Source organism: Pectinatus cerevisiiphilus, from assembly GCF_004341685.1.
Lineage (GTDB): Bacteria > Bacillota > Negativicutes > Selenomonadales > Selenomonadaceae > Pectinatus > Pectinatus cerevisiiphilus.
The window spans coordinates 66,618-90,062 of record NZ_SMAA01000007.1; the positions used below are offsets into that span (position 1 = coordinate 66,618).

The 23,445-nt window shown below is 37.7% G+C and carries 20 protein-coding genes; 1 reads left to right on the forward strand and 19 read right to left on the reverse strand.

All coding sequences use genetic code 11. The features are described from left to right. Positions 1-124 precede the first annotated feature (124 nt). The 16 genes from EDC37_RS06150 to EDC37_RS06225 all read right to left on the reverse strand — a co-directional run bounded on the left by EDC37_RS06150 (position 125) and on the right by EDC37_RS06225 (position 17,507). On the reverse strand, positions 125-1,273 hold the full coding sequence (locus EDC37_RS06150; protein ID WP_132549032.1) for an ABC transporter permease: 1,149 nt from the start codon (positions 1,271-1,273) through the stop codon (positions 125-127). A 4-nt stretch (positions 1,274-1,277) separates the two neighbouring features. Next, complete coding sequence (locus tag EDC37_RS06155; protein WP_132549034.1) at positions 1,278-2,423, reverse strand: ABC transporter permease; 1,146 nt, start codon at positions 2,421-2,423, stop codon at positions 1,278-1,280. After that, positions 2,420-3,439, reverse strand: a complete 1,020-nt coding sequence (locus EDC37_RS06160; protein WP_243642173.1) for an HlyD family secretion protein — start codon at positions 3,437-3,439, stop codon at positions 2,420-2,422. The genes EDC37_RS06155 and EDC37_RS06160 overlap by 4 nt, the downstream gene beginning before the upstream one ends. Before the next feature lie 135 nt (positions 3,440-3,574). Next, on the reverse strand, positions 3,575-4,243 hold the full coding sequence (locus tag EDC37_RS06165; RefSeq protein ID WP_165874471.1) for a TetR/AcrR family transcriptional regulator: 669 nt from the start codon (positions 4,241-4,243) through the stop codon (positions 3,575-3,577). 183 nt (positions 4,244-4,426) lie between these two features. Then, positions 4,427-6,442: a urocanate hydratase gene (locus EDC37_RS06170; protein WP_207900818.1), complete on the reverse strand. Its 2,016-nt coding sequence runs from the start codon at positions 6,440-6,442 to the stop codon at positions 4,427-4,429. A 26-nt stretch (positions 6,443-6,468) separates the two neighbouring features. Continuing rightward, the gene (gene hutI, locus EDC37_RS06175) at positions 6,469-7,713 is read right to left on the reverse strand and encodes an imidazolonepropionase (RefSeq protein WP_132549038.1); all 1,245 of its coding nucleotides are present in this window, start codon (positions 7,711-7,713) and stop codon (positions 6,469-6,471) included. A 32-nt stretch (positions 7,714-7,745) separates the two neighbouring features. Continuing rightward, on the reverse strand, positions 7,746-8,150 hold the full coding sequence (locus EDC37_RS06180) for an aconitase X swivel domain-containing protein (RefSeq protein ID WP_132549041.1): 405 nt from the start codon (positions 8,148-8,150) through the stop codon (positions 7,746-7,748). A 1-nt stretch (position 8,151) separates the two neighbouring features. Next, positions 8,152-9,351 carry an aconitase X catalytic domain-containing protein gene (locus EDC37_RS06185; protein ID WP_132549044.1) on the reverse strand — a complete coding sequence of 400 codons (1,200 nt, stop codon included), beginning with the start codon at positions 9,349-9,351 and terminating at the stop codon, positions 8,152-8,154. Between the two features lie 85 nt (positions 9,352-9,436). Next, positions 9,437-10,777 (reverse strand): amidohydrolase family protein, encoded by a 1,341-nt coding sequence (locus EDC37_RS06190; protein ID WP_132549047.1) that lies wholly within the window; start codon positions 10,775-10,777, stop codon positions 9,437-9,439. After that, positions 10,777-12,048 carry a Zn-dependent hydrolase gene (locus EDC37_RS06195; protein WP_132549050.1) on the reverse strand — a complete coding sequence of 424 codons (1,272 nt, stop codon included), beginning with the start codon at positions 12,046-12,048 and terminating at the stop codon, positions 10,777-10,779. Before EDC37_RS06195 ends, EDC37_RS06190 begins: the two co-directional genes overlap by 1 nt. Before the next feature lie 165 nt (positions 12,049-12,213). Next, entirely contained in the window at positions 12,214-13,074 is an 861-nt protein-coding gene (locus tag EDC37_RS06200) for a MurR/RpiR family transcriptional regulator (RefSeq protein ID WP_132549053.1), read from the reverse strand. A 123-nt stretch (positions 13,075-13,197) separates the two neighbouring features. Then, a complete protein-coding gene (locus EDC37_RS06205) occupies positions 13,198-13,764 on the reverse strand; it encodes a HutD/Ves family protein (protein ID WP_132549054.1) in 567 nt (188 codons plus the stop codon). A 212-nt stretch (positions 13,765-13,976) separates the two neighbouring features. Further along, on the reverse strand, positions 13,977-15,059 hold the full coding sequence (gene mnmA / locus EDC37_RS06210; protein WP_196589909.1) for a tRNA 2-thiouridine(34) synthase MnmA: 1,083 nt from the start codon (positions 15,057-15,059) through the stop codon (positions 13,977-13,979). Positions 15,060-15,149: 90 nt separating this feature from the next. Then, a complete protein-coding gene (locus EDC37_RS06215; RefSeq protein ID WP_132549056.1) occupies positions 15,150-15,608 on the reverse strand; it encodes an RrF2 family transcriptional regulator in 459 nt (152 codons plus the stop codon). A 103-nt stretch (positions 15,609-15,711) separates the two neighbouring features. Then, positions 15,712-17,052, reverse strand: coding sequence for a replication-associated recombination protein A (locus EDC37_RS06220; RefSeq protein ID WP_132549057.1), 1,341 nt, complete (start codon positions 17,050-17,052; stop codon positions 15,712-15,714). 2 nt (positions 17,053-17,054) lie between these two features. Beyond that, the gene (locus EDC37_RS06225) at positions 17,055-17,507 is read right to left on the reverse strand and encodes a dCTP deaminase/dUTPase family protein (protein ID WP_132549058.1); all 453 of its coding nucleotides are present in this window, start codon (positions 17,505-17,507) and stop codon (positions 17,055-17,057) included. Between the two features lie 443 nt (positions 17,508-17,950). Between EDC37_RS06225 and htpG the strand changes: the two genes are divergently transcribed. After that, positions 17,951-19,909, forward strand: coding sequence for a molecular chaperone HtpG (gene htpG / locus EDC37_RS06230; RefSeq protein WP_132549061.1), 1,959 nt, complete (start codon positions 17,951-17,953; stop codon positions 19,907-19,909). A 197-nt stretch (positions 19,910-20,106) separates the two neighbouring features. Here htpG and pyk read toward each other — a convergent pair whose 3' ends face one another. The 3 genes from pyk to EDC37_RS06245 all read right to left on the reverse strand — a co-directional run bounded on the left by pyk (position 20,107) and on the right by EDC37_RS06245 (position 23,396). After that, positions 20,107-21,522 (reverse strand): pyruvate kinase, encoded by a 1,416-nt coding sequence (gene pyk, locus EDC37_RS06235; RefSeq protein ID WP_132549064.1) that lies wholly within the window; start codon positions 21,520-21,522, stop codon positions 20,107-20,109. Positions 21,523-21,672: 150 nt separating this feature from the next. Beyond that, the gene (locus EDC37_RS06240) at positions 21,673-22,671 is read right to left on the reverse strand and encodes a GGGtGRT protein (RefSeq protein ID WP_132549067.1); all 999 of its coding nucleotides are present in this window, start codon (positions 22,669-22,671) and stop codon (positions 21,673-21,675) included. A gap of 29 nt (positions 22,672-22,700) precedes the next feature. Beyond that, on the reverse strand, positions 22,701-23,396 hold the full coding sequence (locus tag EDC37_RS06245) for an iron-sulfur cluster assembly scaffold protein (protein ID WP_132549070.1): 696 nt from the start codon (positions 23,394-23,396) through the stop codon (positions 22,701-22,703). Positions 23,397-23,445: the final 49 nt, after the last annotated feature.

The window sequence follows — 23,445 nt, forward strand, 5'->3', positions numbered from 1 at the left end:
TAAATTAACGTCCCCTAAAAAATGCAACAAAACCTTTAGGCATAAGTATTTTTACTGTTTTCAATATACTTATACCCAAAGGTTTTGTCAAGTAAAAAAAGATATGCTTTTATATAAAATAGGACTATTGCCATTTACGTAGTCTTCGCCTAAACATAAACCTACAGACAACAAGGAAAAAGATTCCCATGCAAGCCAGGATTGACAAAGTCTGCCACATGTCAGTCAAAGTCCCGGTAAAAAACAACCTTCTGATACTGTTGCCCATATACGTAAAGGGAGAAAATTTTGCCAGTGTACCTGAATATAGATCCATGGATTCGAGCGGCCATGTATATCCAGACAATATAAACGCCGGCACAACATAAATAAGCGCTGCTCTTACAAAATATATTTCTCTGGAAAAAATAGCTGACAAACACATGCCCAGTGAAACTGCCGTGAAAAAGAAAGTCCCGCTTAGCAGTAGGGTAGAAGACAGAGATCCTTTATTAGTTATGTAAAAAATATTTCTTGCTAATAAAGTAATGACACCAAACGCCAGCATTGACATCACCCAATAAATTAAAAATTTTACTACTAACAGTTTATCAAAATTAATCTTCTTTGTTAGCAGCTTAAATTTTGCCAATGTATATTCTTTCTGGATGGATGCCCCAACAGAAAAAAACAACCCTTGCTGCATAGCAATCATTGCCAACCCTAAAACAAAAAATTGTAGATAGCTTTGTGTCGGATTCCCCAAGACACGCAGATTACACTCTACCGGTTCAACTTTCTTTTTTGCATCTTCATAACTGAGTCCTGCTTTCAAAGAAACATTTTCTATTGCTACCTTGTTCGAAAGATCCTGGATGCTATCCATCATCGCTATGCTGGAAGCACTTGTAGTGACCAGATTACTCCCATCTACCATACACAGTATTGTCGCATAGGACCCCGTCCTAACCTTCTTAGAAAGATCAGCCGGTATATCAACAGCAGCATATACTACTTTTTCATTGATTAGACGCTGCATTTCTTCTTCAGATGTCACCTCAGCAACTATTTTAAATCTTTCATCATAATCAAGATTGCGTACTAATTGCCGGCTAAGGCTCGACTGCGCTTCATCACAAATGACGAGAGGGATATGTGTAACAGTACTATTGTAATACAAACCACCGAACAAAAGCAGATATGCTATCCCTGCACCAAACAAAAATGTTACCCGTCTAGAATCCTCTATGAAAATCTGATGAAGCTCTCGTTTTATTATTTGCCAAAATGTCATCTTTTCATCCCTTCACATAAGACTTTTTTCTTCTAAAAGAAAATATCTTTAGCGTCACTGCTGCTGCCAATAAACCAAACAAAAGCATATAGGATACATCACGCCACAAAAACGGATCAGATTCCGAAAATAACACACTTCTTAAATTAACTGCGGCATAACTTATTGGTAACAAACTGGAAAAAAACTTCCCAAATGAAGTCATCAAAAAATCTGGCCATGTCAGACCACTGAAAAGTAATCCAGGCATCAAATAAACAAGTGGAACCTGTAATGAAAAAACCTCATCCACACTGATAGACGAAAAAAAGAACATTGCCTGAATGACAAAAAAACTGAACGCTACACCTATAGCAAGTAACTCAATTACTTTATGTGCTATTTGTAAATCCATAATAAAAAACAATACCGTCATAGAAACTACATAAGACAGCACAGCTAAAATCCAGGATGGAATAGTTTTTCCTATCAATAAAGACAACGATGAATATTCTTTCCCATATTTTTTAGACTTATATTCCCGCACCAGCAACGGTCCTACTGCCAGTAAAATGCCTATCTGCAAACCATTCAGCATCAATCCTGGCAGCATAAATGGTTTATACCCTGTGACAGGATTATTCAATACGCGTAAACCCATGTGTATTGGATAGACCAGATTCATTGATTGGCTAGGCAATATTCCGCCCGCTTCAAACAGTTTCTGCGATATGGCAATAGAAAAGGTCTGATTCATTTGCTTACTGTACATGAGAGCAACATTACCAAATAAATTATTAGTAGAATTAACTACCAATAACAGATTACTTGCATCCCCCAATTCTACTTTTTTCGTAAAATCAGGTGGGATAGAAAGTCCGACTAATGCCTTATTTGTTGCTAAATCTTCCTCAAAAGATTCTTGGTCTGGCACATAATCAACAATCGTAAATTTTTCCGAATCATTATATATCTGAACTAATTGCCTACTGATAGAGCTATTTTCTTGGTCAAAAATAACTAAAGGAATATGCTTTACACTATTTTGGGCATAAACCATACTAAACAATACAGAAAAAAGAATCGGTACAATAAAAAAATACAATGCGATAGGAAATTTGCCCTTAAAAAGGAGGGCAAATTCGTCGCGAATTATTTTTTTTAACTTCATGATGCAGCGCCACCATTTAACTTGAACCTCATCCCAGGGCGCAGTTTATCCGAGTTTACCTGAACTTTTACATTAAAGCTTATTATATCAGTACTGTCACCGCGTTCACTAGTTGCACGCTGTGTGGCAAAGTCAGCTTTTTTACTGATATCTGATACTGTCCCGCTCACTTGGGTAGTATTGTCACGGGCAATTAAATTAAGATCCTGATTCACATAGAATTTGGAAAGCTCTGTTTCTGGTATCTTGAAATCAACCCAGTTATCAGTTGGATCTTGGACAGCAACAAGTGGCGTACCTAATGATATCATTGACCCTTCTTCTATGTATTTTTCTGTTATGACACCATCAAAAGGCGCTCTTATAGTTGTTTCATCTAATTGGACATCCAATTGCTGCAATGCAGCTTTAGCTTGATCGATCTTTTTATCTACAACATTTTCATTTGCTTTATCAACGCCGGTCTGCAATAAACCTGCATTTGCTTTATCTACCGCAGATGAAGCTTGCATATAAGTAGCTTGCGCCGCTTCATATTTAGTCTTGTATTCATCAAACATCTGTTGGGAAATAGCACCAGATTCAACCAGATTGGAAAAACGGTCATAATCGCTCTTAGCAAGATCCAGTTCCGTTTTAGCCTGTTTGAGCCCTGCTTGTGCCATATCCAAGGAAGAATATACTGTTCCCCCATTTAACGAGCTTTGGGCAGAAGCTTGTTCTTCTTGTTCCTGCAACGACTGTATATTTGCCACAAGTTGTTCCCGCTGCGCTACCAAATCTCTCTTATCTATATAAGCCAATACTTGTCCTTCTTTTACTGTATCGCCTTCCTTGACCAAGAGTTGCACTACTCTGCCTGCCACTTTAGAATTGACATCAATTTCTTTGGCATCTGCTCTTCCCCATATTTCATTTTCAGCGGTTTCCTGTGATCCGCAACCGCATATATTTAACAAAATAATTACTAATACTGCTATACATATAACTTTCTTATCTTGTATTTTATTTTTCACTGCTCTTTCCCCTTTTTTGAACATGTTCAACAAAATTATATATAAATACACTCTACCAAGTATTAATAATTTCATAAAGTAACCTGATTACCAATACTGTAGAGTGCGTATCTACATGCCTATTATTTTAGCATATTATAGCTTAACTGAATCCCTGATCAATTGATGGGCAATACTCGTTAGACGCCCATCTAATTGTTCCAGACGTTTTAATACAGTCCTTATTTCATCTTTACTATATTCAAATAATGATAAAGACATCTCCACTAACATATCAGAACATTTTTTAGATGATACTTCATCATTTTTAAAATAAAGTTTTGCCGCACAGCTACGTAGCGCTCCTCTGATAAGTAGATTTCTGACATAATAATCTTGTCTACTATAATGAAGCTGGCGTTCCTTAAACATTGTTTCTGTTGTATCCGTCACATGCTCAACAATCTGCTCAAAAATTGCATTCGATGTATATCCTTCATAATAAGACTCTCTGATAAATTCATTGACATCAGCAGCTTTTATACTTATCACATTCATAGCTGCATATTTAAAAGCAGGCGATTCATCAGCAAAATATTTATTAATAAGTACTGTGTTCTGCTTCACTACTAAAAGTACTATTTCTCGAAAAATAGCTTCTTTATTTTTATAAAAATGATATATACTGCCTGTTAAGATACCCGATTTTTCCACAATCTGCCGAATCGTTGTCTTTTTATAGCCCTGCTCAACAAAAAGGGCTTTAGCCATTGCCAAAATCCTTGCGGATACATTGCCTGTCTGATTATTAGCAGATTTTTCCAAAACTTCCCCTCCCTCCTTGAACATGTTCAAATATATTACATATTCAAATATTTGTCAATGCTAATTTTTAATAAGCTTTTTCTTTTTTCCTCCATTTCCAATAATAGAAAACCAGCTGCTATTATATTTTTAACATACAATAACAACTGGTTTTTTATATATTATCTTCTATATTATACAAAATCACTTCTCAATAAACATCTTATCTACTAATTTTGTTATTAAATCCTCATCAGCAATAAAAGGAATTGTTATATGCCCTTTACCGGCGTACTTTTTATTAAACTCTACAGAAGTCTCTATTGCGTGCGGATTACGTGCCCAGCTGCGACGGGCAACGCCCCCCATCACATCCCAAAGTATAGCCGATTTTATAATCTTATCAACACGTTCACTACCATCAAGTACCAGCCCAAAACCACCATTTATAGCTTTGCCGATACCTGTACCTCCACCATTGTGGAGAGAAATAAGGCTCATACCGCGAGCCGCATTGCCCGCATAACACTGTACTGCCATATCAGCCATCACATTACTGCCATCCTTAATATTGGAAGTTTCCCGAAACGGTGAGTCAGTGCCACTGACATCATGATGGTCGCGTCCCAACATTATCGGTCCGGTTTTACCCTCGCGAACCAGCTCATTAAACTTGAGCGCAATCTTAATACGGCCTTCAGCATCTTGGTAAAGAATGCGTGCCTGTGTTCCTACCACCATTTTGTTTTTTTCTGCATCACGGATCCAGTTGTAATTATCTCTATCCTGGTATCTGCGCTTTGGATCTATACACTCCATCGCTGCTTTATCTGTCTGTACTAGATCTTCATGTCTGCCACTTAGACATACCCAGCGAAATGGGCCATATCCATAATCAAAAAGATGCGGTCCCATTATATCTTCTACATAAGACGGTAAAATAAAACCATCTTTTTCATCAATGCCATTCTTTGATAATTCCTTCACACCCGCATCATAAACTGCTTTAAGAAAAGAATTCCCATAATCAAAAAAATATGTTCCTTTTTTGACACATGCCATTATCAATTCATAATGACGGCGCAGGCTTTTATCGACAAGCTTGCTAAACGTTTCTCTGTCTTCCGCCAGCATACGGGTACGCTCTTCAAAGCTTATCCCCTGCGGACAGTAGCCACCTTCATAAGCTACATGGCATGAAGTCTGGTCACTCATCAAATCAACCTTGATATCATTTTTCACCACATATTCTAAAAGATCAACAATGTTACCATTATACGCTATAGAAATAGTTGTTTTATCCCGTAAATGCTTATTAGCCGCTGCAAAAACTTTATTAAGATCATCATAACATTCACCGACCCAGCCCTGCTCAAGACGTGTCTTTATACGTGAATAATCTACTTCGGCAATTATGCCAACACCATTAGCTATTTCTACAGCTTTTGGTTGAGCACCGCTCATTCCGCCTAAGCCAGAGCTTACAAATAAATGCCCGCGCAAATCTCCATCATTAGAAATACCCAGATGCATACGTCCTGCATTTAACAATGTGTTATAAGTACCATGAACGATTCCCTGCGGTCCTATATACATCCAACCACCAGCCGTCATTTGCCCATAGTTTGCAACACCCATTTCTTCGGCTATTTCCCAATCTTTTTCATTATCAAACATCCCTATCATCAAAGCATTAGTGTTTATAACACGCGGTGCATCCGGTTTTGAAGGGAAAAGACCAAGTGGCATTCCAGATTCTATTACCAGTGTCTGTTCATTAGTCAATATTTCCAAATATTTTTTAATAAGCCTATAACCAAGCCAATCATGGCATACACTGCCTGTTTCACCATAAGTAACTAATTCATAAGGATATAATGCTACCTCAAAATCAAGATTATTATCTATCATGACCTGAAAAGCTTTTCCTTCTATACAGTTACCTTTATATTCATCTATTGGTTTCCCATATATCCGCCCCTGCGGCCTCCACCGATAAGCGTATATACGGCCATATGTTTTTAATTCCTGTAAAAATTCTGGAGCTGCTTTTGCATGCAGCTCTGCCGGCAAATAACGCAAAGCATTTTTTAAGGCAACTTTTGTCTGCTCTTGCGTCAAGTGAAATCCTCTGCTTGGTGCCCTGCGTATTCCTTCTATAAATACTGGTTTATCAGGAAAAATATTATCCAATTTTATTTCCGTCATTGCCTGTACCATTTTATTTTTGCTCCTTTATTTTTACTCTAAAATATAATTTTGCCATCTTTTATCACATGCTCAACTATATTTATTCCCGTTAAATAAACCAAAAATCGGTAATCTGGTTTGCTTAAAAGTAAAATATCCGCCTTTTTACCACTTTCTATGCTGCCAATAACATCAGCAGCATCCACCGCCGCTGCTGCGTTTAATGTAATAGCCGTGAGTGCTTCATTAATCGTCATATGCATACTGATCACAGCAAGTGCAAGCATAAAAGGCGCTGCATATGAATAACAACTGCCCGGATTGAAATCACTCGCCAAAGCTACTATACAGCCTTTATCTATCATTTTGCGAGCTGGAGCAAATTCTTTACGCATACAAAATGCTGTCATGGGCAATAATACCGCTGTCGTATCACTCACTGCCAATTTTTCTATATCCGCATCTGTAACAGACAATAAATGGTCGGCACTTATTGCACCTATTTCTACAGCCAAACTGCCTCCGCCCGTTGACACTATTTCATCGGCATGAATTTTAAGTTTCATACCTGCTTTTTTTGCCGCTAAAAGCAATTTTTTTGCTTCATCTATTGTAAATACATTTTTTTCACAAAATACATCACAAAATTCCGCAAGATTTTCCTCTTTTATTATCGGCAGTACCTGTTCTATTATAAAATCTATATAATCAGTTGACCTATCCGCAAATTCTGGTGGTACGGCATGTGCTCCTAAAAAAGTTGTTTTCAAGGTAACTGGCATATCTTTGCGTAATTTTTTCATTGTCCGCAGCATTTTAAGCTCCGTATTTCTATCAAGCCCATAACCACTCTTACCCTCTATTGTCGTAAATCCTTGCCTTAGCATATTTTCAAGAGTTTTTTTACCAGTATTGTACAGCTCCGTTTCTGTCATAAGCCGTGTCTGTCGCATAGTACTAACTATACCGCCGCCTCTTTTTAACAGCTCCATATAGGGGATACCCTCAAGCCGTGAAATAAATTCATCAGCACGGGTACCGCCAAACAAAAAATGGGTATGTGGATCTATAAATCCTGGTACTGCACATTTCCCCTGCGCATCCAGTACTTGTATATCTGTTATACCATCTAACTTTGACAATACTTGCTCATCTATTCCAACCAGTTTTATTATTCCATTTTCACAATAAACAGCCGCATTTTTATAAACCTTGACATCCTGCATTGCTTTTCCTCTCAATGCGGTTTTACCAAGTGGAGTAACAATTTCAGCCAAATTTTTTACAAGCAGGCGATTCATTAGCTTCACCTCATCTTCTATGCAATTTTTGCCTATAGTTTTCTTAAAATACCATTTTCAGCATCTAATTCCACCATATCACCATCGTGCAAATCTTTATAAAAGTTTTCTTCCATCTTATTCACCATTGGTGCATCTAAAATAATTGCACTTGCCGCCAAGGTTGTATCAGCATTTACGACAATCATGCCCGCGGGATTCATACCTGTCATTTTCAACTGGTACATGCCATCTGCTTGTACTACAGAACTGCCTTTACCATAAGGAAATACTAAAATCTTACCAGCAATTGACTGTCCGTATAAGCAGTGTTCTTTTTCTATAATCTTACCATTTTTAGGTTCAATAAGATAAAAACACATTCCATCTTTCGAAAAAAGCAACTCTCCACTCACCTTACCACCTGATATTTTATGGCACTTATATTGTTTTTCCATTTTAATATTCCCCTTTCAATGCTGCGAGCACGCTATCTTTAAGCGGTGCTATAACAAACTGCATATCCCGTCTTTTGGTATAATAAGCACATTTGGGAGAATCTGTTATTCCTTTTTTGCCATATAAAAATTTCCAGCATGGCTGATCCATACAAGTATCTTCTACTATTTCACCACCTGCTGCCCTTATTGTGTCCATATATCCCATTTTTTTTGCCAAATTGCGCGTCAAGGCAGAGGTCATGATAAACAAAGGAACCGCCAGTTTTTTTCCATCCACCAGTTCAGCAATAGCACATACCTGATCAATCGTAAAATGAGGACACCCATACAAAGCAAAATCTATCTTACCGCTTTTATCAGATATTTCTTCGCGCATAGATTTTAGATCAGCATTTGTGATAGTTACTTCACGTTGTGGTTTTTTCCCTTGGAATGCATCCTCCATAGTTTGAGCTTCCGGTGTAAAACCCAATATGTGGTAAAGAGCTACATTACCACCTGTATTAAGCTGCGCACCTAAATTCATTAAAGCCTCCTTGCTGGGATTTTTTAATCCGGCAAATACTGGTATAGCAAAACCAATTTTTTTTGGTGCAAAATAACCAAGCATCTGATAAGCAAAATCATCTTCCATATCAGCTTCTACATGCACTAACACCTGTCCCGCCCGATTTTCTTTTAATAAAAAACCATAATATGGTGTTACGCCTGTAACAGCACTGCACAATGCACTCTGTGCTGATTCTCTGTTAGAGCGGGCACCATAAACAGAATTTACAAAGGGTGTAGCACTTGACTCGGAAAATGAAATGATTTCACCAAACCGTGGTACATTCCTTTCTAAATAAGGCGTACAGTCATAAGTCATTATTGCCCCTAGTTTTACATAAGCGGCATGCGTGCGCTTGACTATTTTTTCATCCTCGCTGTCTATATTAGTTATTGCCTGAAACTGTTCCAAATTAAAACTCGGATTCACTGTTGGCCGTACACGGCATTTTGCTCCGCCATCCGCTAATTTTTCAGCAAACCAAAGATCGGCCTCCTGGTTACTAAGCGCTACATGAGTACGCGTTACAGGCACCATTTTAGGAGCATCATAAGCTTCCCCTATAGCGACCAATATTTTCATAGCCAGTTGTGTTCCTTTTCCATAAACACCATCCAGCATTTTTTCCTCTTCTTTTGTCAAATACATATGTAAACCTCCCCAATTAATTATTTATTTGATAATGAATTACCCTTTTGCATAATCAACGACTGCATAAAATTTTAGCAATACTTTATACTGCCTCAAGATGCTCCATTGTTTTTCCTATTTCTTCCAGTATACGTTCTTCTGCTATATTTACTAATTTCCCCTGCATAACAGTTGTTTTTCCATTTACAGCAACGCGCTTGATTGCTGTTGGTTGCATAGAATAGACGAGATTTGGCAGGAATTGTTGTCCCTTTTTAGTCAATGGTTGCATAGAAAAATCCTGCACAGATATGCCAACAAAATCGGCTTTACAACCTACTGTAATTTTACCGACAGGTAAATCCAATACAGTACCACCATTTTCTGTTCCCATTTTAAATGCATCATGAAAATTGACACAAAGCGCATTACACGTTTCAGCTTTTTGCAGAATTGATACCATGCGCATTTCTTCAAATACACTAATGCGATTATTGCCACAGGCTCCATCACTACCCAATGCTATAGGTACAGCAGCTGCCATATACGCTGGAATATTTGTGATACCATCGGCAAGAAACATATTACTTGATGGACAGTAAATAAGATGTGCTCCTTTTTGTCCCATTATCTTCACTTCGTCTTCATTAAGCCACACTCCGTGGATTATTGACATATGTGCATCAACTACACCTAAATAATCAAGATAACGTAATGGCGTCATACCATTGTGTTCTTTTTTTACTTGTTCTACTTCAAACATTTCTTCTGCTACATGAATATGATATGGTGAATTATACTTCTGGGCGAGATGATACCCAGCTTTAATCATTTCTGGTGAAGCAGCATGAAGACTATGTGGTGCAGGTAAAACTTTCACCATTCCCCCCGTATATTTTTTCATGAGGGATTCCGTCCGATTAACCGCTGTCTGCACATCTTCCACATAACCAGAAGGTGCACCCTGCCAATCATACATTGTCCTGGCAAGAACCAATCTAATCCCACAATCTTTTGCTGCCTGAATAACTGCTTCATCACTTTCGCTGCCAAATTGATGCAGATAAAAAAAATCAGCTACAGTTGTTGCTCCACATTTCAGCATCTCCGTAAAAGCAAATAGTGCCCCTGTATAAATATCCTGTAATCGCATACGCGGTGAAAATTTATACAGTGAATTATCTCGCCATTCCAGAAAAGGCCGATCTGCTGCTATGCCGCGCAACAAACTTTGAAAACTATGATTATGTGCGTTTATACTGCCTGGAACAATAACAAGCCCGCCCCAATCCTCCTTTAGCGCATCGTTATATTCTTTACCTAATTTTTCTTCAGCATCTATTTTTTCGATGTTACCAGTATGCATATTTACTGCTATCGCCAAATTTTTTACAAGTTTTCCTTCAAGAAAGATAGCTGCTGCTTTTATTATTTTTATCGACATTATTCAAACTCCTTATCTAAAATCAATAATGTATCAAGATAAACCTGCGCTGCTATAATCACCTCTCTCGGTGCAGTATACTCTTGCGGACAATGACTGTAACCACCAACGCTCTGTGCAAAGAGCATAGCGGCTTTAGTCAATCTAGCCATATTGGCTGCATCATGTCCAGCCATGCTTACAAGTTTTACCGGTGGTTGCCCTTCTTCTTGCATAGCTTTTACCACAGCGTCGATTACAGTTTCGTTCATTGGCATTTCCGGTTGGTCAAGATTTAACTTACGAATTATCTGCACGTTTCGTTTTTTCATTATTTCATTTACTTTTTCTGTCAATAACAATAATGCTTCTTCTCGTTCTGCTGGAAAAGCTGTACGCAAATCTATAGTAAAATACACTTCACCGGGTATAATATTTGAAGCATTCGGCTTTATCTGCATATGCCCTACTGTTACCGAAAGTGCGTTAAACTTCGCCATTAACTGCTCAATTGATAAACACAATTCTGACGCTGCGCATAATGCATCGTGCCTATCTTGCAGCTGCGTTGTACCTGCATGATTTGCTTCACCCTTTATTGTTATACTCTCTCTATAAATACCAGTAATGCAAGTTACCGCTGCCACTGCCAATTTTTTACGGTATAAATTCTGTCCTTGTTCGATATGAAATTCCAAGAACGCCGTCATCATTCCCTTTTTCAATCTGGCCTCATTGATTCGCCTGCTATCCCCTCCCAGCCAATCAATTGCCTCTGTTAAAGGTCGTCCCGTATCTCGGTCACTGAATATATTTATATCTTTTTGAGTTACCCGCCCGCATAAAATTTTACTGCCTAATGTAGAAACAGAAAAACTATTTGGTTCTTCACCAGTAAAAGAAATTATTTCAAGGGGATGTCGTGTTTTTATTTTTCTTTCTCTTATCGACTGCATCGCTTCCATTGCCATCAATACACCAAGTGCTCCATCAAACTTCCCACCGTTCGGCACACTATCATGATGTGAACCAAAAACAATAGGCCTGTCACTAAGGTGCTTACCATAACTTCCCCACATATTAGCAGCAGCATCAATTGTAACCTTTAACCCTATATCCTTTTCCCAAATAGTTTTCAACCACTCACGTGTATCTTTATCAGCCTGACTACCCAGCTGCCTGTTTATCCCACCTGTTTTCTCATCCAATCCAAATTGTGACATTTCTTCAATTCTAGCCAATAAACGTTCACTATTTATTAAAATTTTCTTTTCGTCAACTTTTTCAACCACACAGCATCATCCCCTATTAAGCTACTTGTTGAATTATTTCATTTATATTTTAATATAATAAATAAATCATTCAGTTGATAATAAAAAAAATGCCTTATTCAAAATGAATAAAGCATCTTTGCTTCTAATCTAATGTAATTATTATAAAATTTCATTTTCTAATTGTCAATAGTAAACTTTATTTTCCAGTTCAATCTTTTCTATATCTTCCATTCGTTTTGATATTCCCGGAATTTCCTTAGCAGCATCACGCAAAAGTATATTGAAAAAAATCATAGGTGTACTATAAATATCAAAAATTGACGATACGGTAAGCGGTACACATACAGCGGCATCACTACATTCCATCAGTGGTGAAAATTCACTGTCAGTAACACCGTATATATGGAATTTTTTTTCTTTTAACCTTTGACACTTTTCCACAAGAACACGCGGATACCGTGGCATCATTACAGCTAATATGTTCACATTTTCCGGATCAGCAAGCTCTATTGTATCCCATTGCGGTGACGACGGTGTATATTTATAAACCATCCCTCTCATTTTATTCAAAATATACTGTACATAGGGGACTATGGTTGACGACATCCGTGCTGATAATAAAATTAAAGGTTTACTGGAAGCAAGCATACTTACTATTTTCTTATATTCATCAGTTTCCATTATACTACCGAGTTTTTCCATATTTGCCAATTCATTATCAAATATAGAATGCATATATTTATCTTTAATCCCATGCTTTTCTGTAAATTGCAGCCTTTTCGGTGCCGTTAATTCCTTACTTACTATATTCTGCAAGTTTTGCAAAAAATCATTATATCCCCTGTAGCCGAGTGCCATAAAAAACCTTGATATACTTCCCTGACTAACACCCACCTGTTCGGCCAATTCATTAGTTGTCATAAAAACGATCTGTAAGTAATTATCATTTATATATATGGCAATTTTCTTATACGTAGGTGATGTATCCGCAATAAATTTCAACATGACTGTCAATTGTTCAAAAGTCTCAATATTCTTTCCCATATATTATCCTCTCTTTTATTAATATAATAATTCATATATTAATATTAATACTTAATATATTTATTATACAGCAAAGATAGTGCGCTTTCTAATATATTTTAGAATAAAATATCTAAAATATATTTACCACTCAATTTTGCAAATAACAATTTTTGCCGACTCCACGGTACTTATTACTGTGCTTGCCGAATGACCATCCAAGTGCAGTAATTTCCCCGCACACAAAGTAAGTTCTTTACACCCATCTACAATTTTATACTTTCCTGCTACTACATATATAAAATAATCACAATCTGTCTCCAAAACAAAATTTTTGCTGTCATCAGTAAAGAGTTCAGCATTTTTATAAGCTCCATGTTTGAGCATAACATTAAAATCAGTACAACACCCATAACTGATTGTTTTATCTGCACCATCAAAAAAATGAGCTGTAAAGGGCATCAATTTAATTGTTTCCTGACCATTATGGATAAGTGTAATTACATTATCCAAACTCATCAAAATGCGGTCTATCCCTGTCAATTCCGTGAATTGGGATACATTTGTGGTCACTGTAGCTGAACTCAGACGCAATTTAAAACTTCTATCTTTATACTGTGAATTATGCGGCCAAATATATAACTGTGTAGTGGTTCCGCCACCCCACTCAGCAACTGGACATTCTGCCGCTGAAATTATTTTTGCAGACATATTTTTCCTCCATGCTATTATTTAAAGACAATAATTAAACTCAGACATCCAGACTACATAAAACAACATCTTTCCATTATTTTACTTTTAAATTATTATGCAATAAAAAAAGGCACCTATCACTCATGATAAGCACCTTTGCCTGTTTCCAGTATAAAAGTAAAAAATTAAAATGTCAAGCTGCCTTTCAAGCTGTCAACGGTAAATAAATCTTATTTCAAAGGTTCTGTTATTATACCGCCGCCCAGAAGGATATCTCCATCGTAGAAAACTACTGATTGCCCTGGTGTAACAGCTCTCTGCGGTTTTTCAAAAATAACCTTTGCAGTATTATTTGCCAATGGATACACTGTTACTTTGCACACATTTTTTCCATACCGAATCTGGGCATTCGTTTCCAACGGCCCTTCCAAACTATCAAAAGGAATCCAATGCAAATTTTTTGCCATAAGGCCCAATGAGAAAACATCTTTATTGCCACCGACTATTACTTGGTTTTTATCACTGTCAAGCCTTACTACATATAAAGGTTCAGCTGCTGCAATCCCCAATCCCTTCCGTTGGCCTATCGTATAGAGAGGTAACCCATCATGCCTGCCTAATACATTACCGTGCACATCGACAATATCGCCCGGTTCAAAATGCATTTTTGCATGATTTCGTAAGTATGCTTTATAATCATCATTTGGTATAAAGCATATTTCCTGGCTTTCTTTTTTATTTGCCACTGGTAAATTATATGATCGCGCCATTTCGCGCGTCTGTGTCTTAGTAAACTTACTCAACGGAAAAACTATATGGCTAAGTACATCCTGCTCTAAATGATACATCACATAAGACTGATCTTTATGTGTATCAGCAGCACGCCTGATCAAATATCTTCCCGCTTCATTTTTTTCTATTGTAACATAGTGGCCGGTAGCCATATAATCAGCGCCCAGCTTCAGGCATTCACTGAGCAACCGACCAAACTTTATGTAATGATTGCAACGCACGCAAGGATTAGGTGTATGTGCTGACATATATTCATCCACAAAATAATTTGTTACTTCTTTGGCAAATACATCTTTAAGATCCATGACGTAATGCTTGATATCCAGCATATTGCAAACTTTACGCGCATCCTTGACTGAGCTCAATTCATCATAGCTATCCTCTTTAGTAAAACCTCTCCCTTCATCACTTAATACCATCGTAACACCAAATACATCATATCCCTTGTCCAATAATATGGCAGCCGTTGTTGAGCTGTCCACCCCGCCGCTCATAGCAACGGCTATTTTCTTCTTTTCCACCAATTCTCTCACCTGCTATAAAATTAATAAGGGATGGATAACAGGAAATCCCTGTATCCATCCCGATAACGCACAATAAATTAAGAAAATCTATGCTTCAACTATACTATTCTCCAAAATAGCTGTTTTTCTACTGTTTTCACATAAATCGGCCAGCGTAATCGAGTTTAAAACCTCACTGATGCTTTGGCATACCCGCTCCCATACACCACGGGTAACGCATTTTTCTGCTTTTTTACAAATCTGATTGCTGGAATCTGCCTCATTAAGCAAACAATCCACCAGTGCAATAGGCCCCTCCATTATAGTTATTATATCACCGATAGTAATCTCAGCTGGATCCCTTGTTAGTACATATCCGCCCTGTGCTCCCCGTGTACTTTTAACAAGACCAGCATTCCTGAGCGCGCAGATAAGCTGCTCCAAATAATTATCGGAAATATCCTGTTTAGCAGCAATAGTCCGCAATGACAAAGGCCCTTTGCCATAGTTTAGTGCCAATTCATACATAGCGGTAACACCATAGCGTCCTCTCGTCGACAATTTCATATATATCTTCCTCCATTCACACCTTATTAAAACCAAATGCCCTAAGCAAAACGAAAACTCTACTAATATTATATGTTTACTATATATTATAACAGTTAGCACATTATTTGTGCAAAGAATTTTGATGTTCCCGCAAATATTCTTTTATATTTTTCTCCTTGCCATTGTCGCTAGGATTATAATATTTCCTACCAGCAAGTGCCGAAGGCATATATTGCTGTTTTACAAAATGTCCTTCATAATCATGTGGATATCTATAACCGATACCATGTCCTAATTTTTGTGCTCCTTTATAATGCGCATCTTTTAAATGGGCGGGGATACTGCCGCATTGTGCACTACGCACATCCGCAAGAGCTTTATCTATAGCCATATAAGAAGCATTGCTCTTTGGTGCGGAAGCTATATATGTTACAGCCTGCGCCAAGGGCAGACGGGCTTCTGGCATTCCCACGAACTGTACAGCCTGCACGGCAGCCATTGCTACAACCAGCGCCATCGGTTCAGCATTGCCGACGTCTTCAGCTGCGCAAATAGCAATTCGCCGGGCAATAAAATTAGCATCTTCACCCGCTTCCAGCATCCTCGCCAAATAATGAATGGCTGCATCTGGATCACTGCCGCGCATACTTTTTATAAAAGCGGACACTGTATCATAATGATTATCCCCATTTTTATCATAAGACTGTATCTTTTCACCGACTATTTCTTGCAAAATCTTTTCTGTGATGTTGGTCTTCTCTGCATCCGCTATTATTGCAGCCTGTTCTAAAAGGTTTAATGCCACACGCGCATCACCTGAAGAAACAGCGACTATTATCTGCAATTCCTTATCTGTACAAGTGACTTGCAAGCTGCCAAGGCCACGCTCTTTATCTGCCAATGCTTGTCTCATGATTTTGATCATCTGCGCATCCGTCAAAGAATGCAGTCTGATTACACGTACACGTGACAATAATGCATGATTGACTTCAAAATAAGGATTTTCCGTAGTAGCACCAATCAGGATCAGTCTGCCATCTTCGACATAAGGCAGCAAAACATCCTGTTGTCCCTTATTGAACCGATGTATTTCATCAATAAAAATTATTGTCCGTTTCTGATAAAATTTTCGCTGTTGATCAGCTTCCTCTACAATTTTGCGTATATCCGCAATACCAGAAGAAACTGCGTTAAGCTGTTTAAAATCACTTTTTGTCATCGAAGCTATCATTTGCGCCAATGTAGTTTTTCCTGTACCAGGCGGACCAAACAAAATCAAAGAAGGAATATTATCATTTTCAATCATCACACGTAGAAAATGCCCTTTACCGACAGACTCCTCTTGCCCGATAAATTCAGCAAAATTTTTAGGACGCATTCTCACTGCCAATGGCCTATTATTTTTTTTGCTGCCATTTTCAGCCTTTTGAGCAGCATAAGAAAAAAGATCTAAATCTTCCATTACTAAACTCCCGTAGAACCTATACCGCCTTGACGGACAAGGCCCTTATTTCTATTGTCTCCATCAATCATAAGATATTTATAAAAAATACCCTGCGCCAACCGTGTTCCTTTTTTTACCGCTAAATCCGTAGCGGCATGGTTAAAAATTGCCAGCATAATATGTCCTTCATTATTGGTGTTATTATAATAATCAGCATCGATTATTCCCTGCCCATTAATAAATGACAACGAATTTTTTAAAGCCATACTCGATCTGATATGAATACCCAGATATTCATCTTCTTGCATATATGCTTTAAGCCCCGTAGGAACAATGGTCACTTTTCCCGCCTTTAAGACAACATCCTGTGCACAAGCTATATCATAACCTGCACTCTTATCTGTTTTTCGCTCAGGCAGAATAATTTTTTTTTCTTTATAAGCAGTCACGACTTCAAAGCCACGTATTTTCATATTATCCCCCTGTATATAGACCAACTGATTTCTAAGCGATAAAACAAATAGGGTTTTTTATTCAAATCCGTCTAAATACAACGGCACAGCCGAATTTAGAAAATATATTCAGCTGGAATAAAAAACCTTCTCATCAGTCATTATTCAAATATAAGTAAATTCATATACATTATAATTGAATTCTTCTATAATGGCAAATACATAATAGCATTATTCTTCCCAAATTATACAAATACAACCTGCCCTTCCTTAATATCATATAAAACTACAATAAAAAATAAAACCGATTTACCTATCACAACACTCGTATTTATATGTTAGATATAATGAACTTTTCCTAAAGTATTGATTTTTTTCTTAAAGCGTTGTATAGTAAAAGTAATTCTTAGCACTCACTGTTAATGAGTGCTAACAAAGTAATAATTAATGAAGGGGTTTGAATTATGTCGAAAGAAACACATGAATTTCAAGCAGAAACTAAACAATTACTTGATTTGATGATCCATTCAATCTATACAAATCGTGAAATATTTTTACGTGAATTAACATCTAACGCTTCCGATGCCATTGATAAAATCCATTTTGAAAGCCTTACTAATAAAGACTTATTAGAAGGCGATGACGATTATGAAATTTTTCTTGTTCCAGATGAAAAATCACATACGTTATCTATCTCTGATAACGGCATTGGCATGACTAAGGAAGAACTTATTGAAAATATCGGTACAATAGCTAAATCCGGTACCAAGGCTTTCTTAAAGAAAATGATGGACGCGAAGGAAAGTAATGCCGCTGTTTCTGGAAAAGAACTTATCGGCCAATTTGGTGTAGGTTTTTATTCTGCCTTCATGGTAGCTGAAAAAATCACAGTGGTAACCCGCAAAGCAGGACAAAATCAAGCTTATAAATGGGAATCGACCGGTGACGGATCGTATACAATTGAAGAATGTGATAAAAAAAGACGTGGCACCACCATTACCCTGACATTATTGCCTGAATTCTATGGTGATAAAGCAGAAGAAAATTTCACTGACACTAACAAAATAGAAAGTCTCGTTAAAAAATATTCAGATTATGTACGTTATCCTATAAAAATGAAATTTGTCGTAGAAGAAACACCAAAAGATAAAGACGGCAAAGAAATAAAAGATGCAGAAAAAATCAAACGCGATGAAATCCGTACTTTAAATTCAATGCAGCCGCTATGGGCCAAAAATAAATCAGAAATAAAACCTGAAGAATATAACGAATTCTATAAAAATCTTTTCCACGATTGGGAAGATCCTATGGAAGTTCTACACAATAAAGCTGAAGGTACTATCGAATATACTTCACTGCTTTTCTTCCCTGCACATGCTCCATTTAATCTTTATCATACAGATTACCAACCAGGTCTGCAATTATATTCACGCCATGTCTTTATCATGGATAATTGCAAAGATTTGTTACCGGAATATCTGCGTTTCGTCAAGGGACTTGTTGATTCTCCGGATTTCTCTTTAAATATTTCCCGTGAACTATTGCAGCAGAGCCGTGAACTAAAAACAATTGGCCGCAATCTAGAAAACAGCATTTTAAAAACATTAGAACGCATGCTTAAAAATGATCGTGAAAAGTATGAAAAGTTCTGGGCCGAATATGGTAAATCACTTAAAATAGGCGTATACGGCAGCATGTACAGCGGTAACGACACGATAAATAAATTGAAAAATTTACTGCTTTTTGCCACATCAGATGAAAGCAAAGGTCTGAGCTCACTTAAAGAATATCTGGAACGTATGCCGGAAAGCCAAAAGAAAATATATTATGCCACCGGTAAAGATCGCAAGGCTATTGACAGCCTTCTACAGATGGAACTTCTGCGCGACAAAAATATAGAAGTTCTCTATCTGCTTGACAATGTTGATGAATTTGCTATTGAAGCACTCCGTGAATATGAAGGAAAACAATTCCATTCAATAAGCCGCGGCGATCTCGGTCTTGATGATGTTGAATCCCAGCAGGCGAAAAAGGAAAACGAAGATATTGCCAAAAAGAACGAAAATCTTATCAAGGACATCAAAGAAAGCCTTGGCGAAAGAGTTGCTGACGTTAAAATCAGCAATCGCTTAAAATCCAGTGCAGTCTGCCTTGTTGCTGATGAACAAGGTCCTAGTTTTTCAATGGAACAAGCTTTCGCTGAAGCCAATAACCCTATGTTCAAAGCTAAACGTATTTTAGAAATAAATCCACATCATAAACTATTCACCCGTCTGCAAGCAGTACACGATCTTGGTAAAGACAATACTGAGTTCAAGAACTACTGTGAATTATTATATACCCAGGCTCTTTTGATCGAAGGCATACTGCCTGATAATCCAGCTGAAATGGCCAATAAAATTGCTGCTTTAATGGCAAAATAAAAACATCCAAAAATAAAACTATCATCGTTTCAAACTGTCCCTGCTAATTACCCATAAAGGCTAATTAGCAGGGACAGTTTAATTTATAGCGATGGTAGTTTTTATTTTTCCTGCATGAATAACAAAACGCTGAGATATAATAATATCTCAGCGTTAATGCACACCTTATGCTTATTATCCCAAGTAAATACGGATAATCAAACTGTACGAATACGAATGGTGCTTGTATTGCCTTCAGCGAATTTCACACCAGAGGTAATAATTGTCTTATCTCCGTGTTTAATTATTCCCTTTTCAATAGCAGCAGTAGAGGCAGTAGTGATCATTTCTTCTACATCATCCCAATCCGAACCAGCGATAGGGATTACACCCCAGCGGAGATTCAGATGACGAGCTACTTTTTCATTTGGTGTGTAAGCTATAATAGTTGCTTCCGGACGGTATTTAGATACAATCTGAGCTGTATAACCGCTTTCGGTAGGTGCAATAATAGCTGCAGCGCCAAGTTCATAAGACATTTGAACTGTAGCATGTGCAATGACATCTGTAGTTGTTGAATGACGGGTAAAACCTTTATTTATAAAGATATGTTTATATTCAAGAGCTGATTCAACGCGCTTAGAAATAGAATCCATAACTTTAACGGCTTCTACTGGATAATCACCATTAGCAGATTCACCGCTAAGCATTATCGCATCAGTACCATCAAAAATAGCATTAGCTACATCGGATGCTTCAGCACGTGTTGGGCGAGGATTCGTTGTCATTGTTTCAAGCATCTGGGTTGCAACAATAACCGGTTTTCCTACTTTATTACATTTTTTAATGATTTCCTTCTGAATAAGAGGAACATCTTCAGCCGGTATTTCTACACCAAGGTCACCGCGGGCAACCATGATTCCGTTAGCTGCTGCAATGATTGAATCAATATTTTTAACGCCTTCGGCACATTCGATTTTAGGGATAATTTCCATATGCCCGTTATTTTCTTCGATAAGACTGCGTATTTCTTCTACATCATCAGCACGTTGTATAAAAGAAGCAGCAACAAAATCCATATCATGTTTGATACCAAAGATGATATCATTCTTATCTTGTTCGGAAACAGCTGGTAAACCAAGTGATACACCAGGTGCAGCTACACGTTTACGTGTGCTCATCGGTCCATCATTAAGAATTGTTGTAACGATATTATTACCAGAAATTTCATCAACACGAAGTGCTACTAAGCCATCGGACAGCAACAAAATATTGCCAGGTTTAACTTCTGTGTACAAATTCTTATGATTTACTGATACGTGTGTTTCATCACCAATTTTATCATCGTTAGTAATAGTAAATTTATTACCTTTTTTCAAAAATACTTTACCACCGGCAAACTCACCTAAACGCATTTCTGGTCCTTTTGTATCCAGCACTAAAGAAATCGTTTTGCCTAATTTACGAGCAGTCTGTTTCACCAAATTGATACGTTTGTCATGTTCTGCATAATCACCATGTGAGAAATTAAAACGAGCAACATTCATCCCGTTTTTGATCATGTCTTCGAGAATTGTTGGATCTTTGTCAACATTAGGACCCATAGTACAGATAATTTTAGTTTTTTTCAACATAAAACCCCCACCTAATTAAAATATTTCTTCCCATTTTTATAATACTGCACGTATATTGTATCATAAATTGTCATACATATAAAGTGCTATGCCAACTTAAAAAGATGTATAGGAGGTATTACCTCCTACACACCTTTACCACTCTTATTCCTATTTCGAATGTTCTTCAACTGCTACTGCTACTGCTACACTCGCACCAACCATAGGATTATTCCCCATACCGATCAAGCCCATCATTTCAACATGTGCTGGAACAGAGGAGGAACCTGCGAATTGTGCATCAGAATGCATACGACCCATTGTATCAGTCATACCGTATGAAGCAGGACCCGCTCCCATATTATCAGGATGTAAAGTACGGCCTGTGCCGCCGCCAGATGCAACAGAAAAATATTTTTTACCTTTTTCGATGCATTCTTTTTTATAACAACCTGCTACAGGATGCTGGAATCTTGTCGGATTTGTCGAATTCCCTGTAATGGAAATATCTACATCTTCTTTATGCATAACAGCAACGCCTTCCTGTACGCTGTCAGCACCATAGCATTTAATCTTGCTGCGAACACCATCAGAATAAGCTATTTCTTTTACAACGTTCAGTTTACCAGTAGCATAATCATACTGTGTCTGCACATAAGTAAAACCGTTAATACGAGAAATAATCTGCGCTGCGTCTTTACCAAGACCATTTAAAATAACACGCAACGGTTGTTTTCTGACACGGTTGGCTTTACCAGCAATACCAATAGCACCTTCAGCTGCAGCAAAGGATTCATGTCCTGCTAAAAAAGCAAAGCAATGGGCATCTTCTGATAAAAGCATTGATGCCAGATTACCATGTCCCAGTCCGACTTTTCTATGATCGGCAACAGAACCCGGTATACAAAAAGCCTGCAGGCCTTCGCCGATGGCTTTTGCTGCATCAGCAGCTTTAGTACAGCCCTTCTTTATTGCAATAGCAGCACCTAAAGTATATGCCCAACAAGCATTGTCAAAACAAATAGGCTGAATGCTTTTTACTATTTCAGCAGCATTAATACCTTTTTCATCGCAAATCTTTTTTGTTTCTTCTATAGAGGAAATACCATACTCACTCAATACCTTATTGATCTTATCTATACGACGTTCATAACTTTCAAATAATGCCATACTCGCTCATTCCTTCCCGTTCCCTTATATTATTCTCTACGCGGATCCACATATTTTGCGGCTTCAGCAAATCTACCATAGGAACCCTTGGCTTTATCCATAGCTTCCTGGGCAGGTACACCATCATGAATCATTTCCATCATTTTGCCAAGATTAACAAATTCATAGCCAATGATAGCATTATTTTTATCTAAAGCTATTCTTGTTACATAGCCTTCAGTCATTTCCAAATAACGAGAACCTTTTTTAAGTGTACCATACATTGTACCTATCTGGCTTCTAAGGCCTTTACCTAAATCTTCAAGACCTGCGCCAACAGGAAGACCGCCTTCAGAAAATGCTGTCTGTGTTCTGCCGTAAGCAATTTGCAGGAACAGTTCACGCATAGCAGTATTTATCGCATCGCAAACAAGGTCAGTATTGAGTGCTTCCAGGATTGTTTTACCTGGTAAAATTTCAGAAGCCATTGCTGCCGAATGGGTCATCCCTGAACAGCCTACTGTTTCTATCAAAGCTTCCTGGATGATGCCATCCTTTACATTTAGTGTCAATTTGCAGGCACCCTGCTGAGGTGCGCACCAGCCAACACCATGGGTCAAACCACTTATATCTTTTATTTCTTTGGACTGTACCCATTTCCCTTCTTCAGGAATCGGCGCAGGACCGTGATTTTCAACACCTTTGGCAACACATGTCATGTTGCTGACTTCTTCTGAATAAATCATATCTATATTCCTCTCTTTACTATAATATCTCCACTAAACAATAATATAT

What these genes read in the sequence shown, in the direction of transcription:
- htpG (WP_132549061.1), top strand. Translation starts at nt 17,951, where the DNA reads ATGTCGAAAGAAACACATGAATTTCAAGCAGAAACTAAACAATTACTT.
- EDC37_RS06190 (WP_132549047.1), bottom strand. Translation starts at nt 10,777, where the DNA reads ATGTCGATAAAAATAATAAAAGCAGCAGCTATCTTTCTTGAAGGAAAA.
- EDC37_RS06220 (WP_132549057.1), bottom strand. Translation starts at nt 17,052, where the DNA reads ATGGAAGATTTAGATCTTTTTTCTTATGCTGCTCAAAAGGCTGAAAAT.
- EDC37_RS06155 (WP_132549034.1), bottom strand. Translation starts at nt 2,423, where the DNA reads ATGAAGTTAAAAAAAATAATTCGCGACGAATTTGCCCTCCTTTTTAAG.
- EDC37_RS06225 (WP_132549058.1), bottom strand. Translation starts at nt 17,507, where the DNA reads ATGAAAATACGTGGCTTTGAAGTCGTGACTGCTTATAAAGAAAAAAAA.
- EDC37_RS06215 (WP_132549056.1), bottom strand. Translation starts at nt 15,608, where the DNA reads ATGAAATTGTCGACGAGAGGACGCTATGGTGTTACCGCTATGTATGAA.
- EDC37_RS06150 (WP_132549032.1), bottom strand. Translation starts at nt 1,273, where the DNA reads ATGACATTTTGGCAAATAATAAAACGAGAGCTTCATCAGATTTTCATA.
- EDC37_RS06170 (WP_207900818.1), bottom strand. Translation starts at nt 6,442, where the DNA reads ATGGTACAGGCAATGACGGAAATAAAATTGGATAATATTTTTCCTGAT.
- EDC37_RS06240 (WP_132549067.1), bottom strand. Translation starts at nt 22,671, where the DNA reads ATGGCATTATTTGAAAGTTATGAACGTCGTATAGATAAGATCAATAAG.
- EDC37_RS06205 (WP_132549054.1), bottom strand. Translation starts at nt 13,764, where the DNA reads ATGTCTGCAAAAATAATTTCAGCGGCAGAATGTCCAGTTGCTGAGTGG.
- EDC37_RS06200 (WP_132549053.1), bottom strand. Translation starts at nt 13,074, where the DNA reads ATGGGAAAGAATATTGAGACTTTTGAACAATTGACAGTCATGTTGAAA.
- EDC37_RS06185 (WP_132549044.1), bottom strand. Translation starts at nt 9,351, where the DNA reads ATGTATTTGACAAAAGAAGAGGAAAAAATGCTGGATGGTGTTTATGGA.
- EDC37_RS06245 (WP_132549070.1), bottom strand. Translation starts at nt 23,396, where the DNA reads ATGATTTATTCAGAAGAAGTCAGCAACATGACATGTGTTGCCAAAGGT.
- EDC37_RS06180 (WP_132549041.1), bottom strand. Translation starts at nt 8,150, where the DNA reads ATGGAAAAACAATATAAGTGCCATAAAATATCAGGTGGTAAGGTGAGT.
- pyk (WP_132549064.1), bottom strand. Translation starts at nt 21,522, where the DNA reads ATGTTGAAAAAAACTAAAATTATCTGTACTATGGGTCCTAATGTTGAC.
- hutI (WP_132549038.1), bottom strand. Translation starts at nt 7,713, where the DNA reads ATGAATCGCCTGCTTGTAAAAAATTTGGCTGAAATTGTTACTCCACTT.